This window comes from Aeromonas sp. Y311-2, assembly GCF_027706025.1.
GTDB classification, from domain to species: Bacteria; Pseudomonadota; Gammaproteobacteria; order Enterobacterales; family Aeromonadaceae; genus Aeromonas; species Aeromonas veronii.
Window position 1 is genome coordinate 1 of record NZ_JAPDCL010000052.1, and the last position, 3,084, is coordinate 3,084.

A 3,084-nucleotide genomic window follows, 5' to 3' on the forward strand; every position below is an offset into this window, starting at 1 on the left:
TATTTGCTACAAGCCTTAGAACACTTCTTGGGTGTTGTATGGTTAAGCCTCACGGGTAATTAGTATGGGTTAGCTCAACACGTCGCCGCGCTTACACACCCCACCTATCAACGTTGTGGTCTCCAACGGCCCTTTAGGACCCTCAAGGGGTCAGGGATGACTCATCTCAGGGCTCGCTTCCCGCTTAGATGCTTTCAGCGGTTATCGATTCCGAACTTAGCTACCGGGCAGTGCCACTGGCGTGACAACCCGAACACCAGAGGTTCGTTCACTCCGGTCCTCTCGTACTAGGAGCAACTCCCTTCAATCATCCAACGCCCACGGCAGATAGGGACCGAACTGTCTCACGACGTTCTGAACCCAGCTCGCGTACCACTTTAAATGGCGAACAGCCATACCCTTGGGACCGACTTCAGCCCCAGGATGTGATGAGCCGACATCGAGGTGCCAAACACCGCCGTCGATATGAACTCTTGGGCGGTATCAGCCTGTTATCCCCGGAGTACCTTTTATCCGTTGAGCGATGGCCCTTCCATTCAGAACCACCGGATCACTATGACCTACTTTCGTACCTGCTCGACCTGTCCGTCTCGCAGTTAAGCTGGCTTATGCCATTGCACTAACCTCCTGATGTCCGACCAGGATTAGCCAACCTTCGTGCTCCTCCGTTACTCTTTGGGAGGAGACCGCCCCAGTCAAACTACCCACCAGGCACTGTCCGCGAGCCCGATTCAGGGCCCTGCGTTAGAACATCAAACATACAAGGGTGGTATTTCAAGGACGGCTCCAGCGCAACTGGCGTCACGCCTTCAAAGCCTCCCACCTATCCTACACATGTAGGTTCAATGTTCAGTGCCAAGCTGTAGTAAAGGTTCACGGGGTCTTTCCGTCTAGCCGCGGGTACACCGCATCTTCACGGCGAATTCGATTTCACTGAGTCTCGGGTGGAGACAGCATGGCCATGGTTACACCATTCGTGCAGGTCGGAACTTACCCGACAAGGAATTTCGCTACCTTAGGACCGTTATAGTTACGGCCGCCGTTTACCGGGGCTTCGATCAAGAGCTTCGCTTGCGCTAACCCCATCAATTAACCTTCCGGCACCGGGCAGGTGTCACACCCTATACGTCCACTTTCGTGTTTGCAGAGTGCTGTGTTTTTGATAAACAGTCCCAGCCATCTGGTCACTGCGACTCCCAACTGCTCCATCCGCAAGGGACTTCACTGTCAAGAGCGAACCTTCTCCCGAAGTTACGGTTCTATTTTGCCTAGTTCCTTCACCCGAGTTCTCTCAAGCGCCTTGGTATTCTCTACCCGACCACCTGTGTCGGTTTGGGGTACGATGACTTGTAATCTGAAGCTTAGAGGCTTTTCCTGGAAGCAGGGCATCAATGGCTTCCACACCGTAGTGTGTTCGTCTCGTGTCTCAGTGTTGTGTCTCCGGATTTGCCTAGAAACACCACCTACGCACTTTCACCAGGACAACCGTCGCCTGGCCCACCTAGCCTTCTCCGTCCCCCCATCGCAATTACAAGTCGTGCAGGAATATTAACCTGCTTCCCATCGACTACGCCTTTCGGCCTCGCCTTAGGGGTCGACTCACCCTGCCCCGATTAACGTTGGACAGGAACCCTTGGTCTTCCGGCGAGGAGGCTTTTCACCCCCTTTATCGTTACTTACGTCAGCATTCGCACTTCTGATATCTCCAGCATACCTCTCGATACACCTTCGCAGACTTACAGAACGCTCCCCTACCACTCATACATAAGTATGAATCCGCGGCTTCGGTGCCTGGTTTGAGCCCCGTTACATCTTCCGCGCAGGCCGACTCGACTAGTGAGCTATTACGCTTTCTTTAAATGATGGCTGCTTCTAAGCCAACATCCTAGCTGTCTGAGCCTTCCCACATCGTTTCCCACTTAACCAGAACTTTGGGACCTTAGCCGGCGGTCTGGGTTGTTTCCCTCTTCACGACGGACGTTAGCACCCGCCGTGTGTCTCCCGGATATTACTTACTGGTATTCGGAGTTTGCATGGGGTTGGTAAGTCGGGATGACCCCCTAGCCCAAACAGTGCTCTACCCCCAGTAGTATTCGTCCGAGGCGCTACCTAAATAGCTTTCGGGGAGAACCAGCTATCTCCGAGTTTGATTGGCCTTTCACCCCCAGCCACAGGTCATCCCCTAACTTTGCAACGTTAGTGGGTTCGGTCCTCCAGTTGATGTTACTCAACCTTCAACCTGCCCATGGCTAGATCACCCGGTTTCGGGTCTACACCTTGCAACTAGACGCCCAGTTAAGACTCGGTTTCCCTACGGCTCCCCTATACGGTTAACCTCGCTACAAAATGTAAGTCGCTGACCCATTATACAAAAGGTACGCAGTCACCCCGAAGGGCTCCCACTGCTTGTACGTACACGGTTTCAGGTTCTATTTCACTCCCCTCACAGGGGTTCTTTTCGCCTTTCCCTCACGGTACTGGTTCACTATCGGTCAGTCAGGAGTATTTAGCCTTGGAGGATGGTCCCCCCATATTCAGACAGGATGTCACGTGTCCCGCCCTACTCGATTTCACATCAAGGTTGTTTTCGTGTACGGGGCTATCACCCTGTATCGCCGGCCTTTCCAGGACCGTTCCACTAACTTCCAAGATGCTTAAGGGCTAATCCCCGTTCGCTCGCCGCTACTGAGGGAATCTCGGTTGATTTCTTTTCCTCGGGGTACTTAGATGTTTCAGTTCTCCCGGTTCGCCTCTGTTACCTATGTATTCAGTAACAGATACCCGAGTTATCTCGGGTGGGTTTCCCCATTCGGAAATCTGTGAGTAATAGCGTCTCTTACCGACTTCTCACAGCTTATCGCAGGTTAGTACGTCCTTCATCGCCTCTGACTGCCAAGGCATCCACCATGTACGCTTAGTCACTTAACCATACAACCCCAAGAAGTGTCGGTGAAACCGGCACAGCTTGTTGTCGTACAACAAGGACCAAATAAAATTTGGTTTTCGCCAAGAAGTTTCCAAAGCACTTGTAACAAATGTTTGAGAACTACTTTTTAAATCAGCTTTCCAGATTGTTAAAGAGCA

General features: G+C 52.3%; 1 rRNA gene. It reads right to left on the minus strand.

Annotated features, from left to right (window positions below):
• Positions 1–38: 38 nt before the first annotated feature.
• Positions 39–2,928 (minus strand): 23S ribosomal RNA (locus tag OKC42_RS22420).
• Positions 2,929–3,084: the final 156 nt, after the last annotated feature.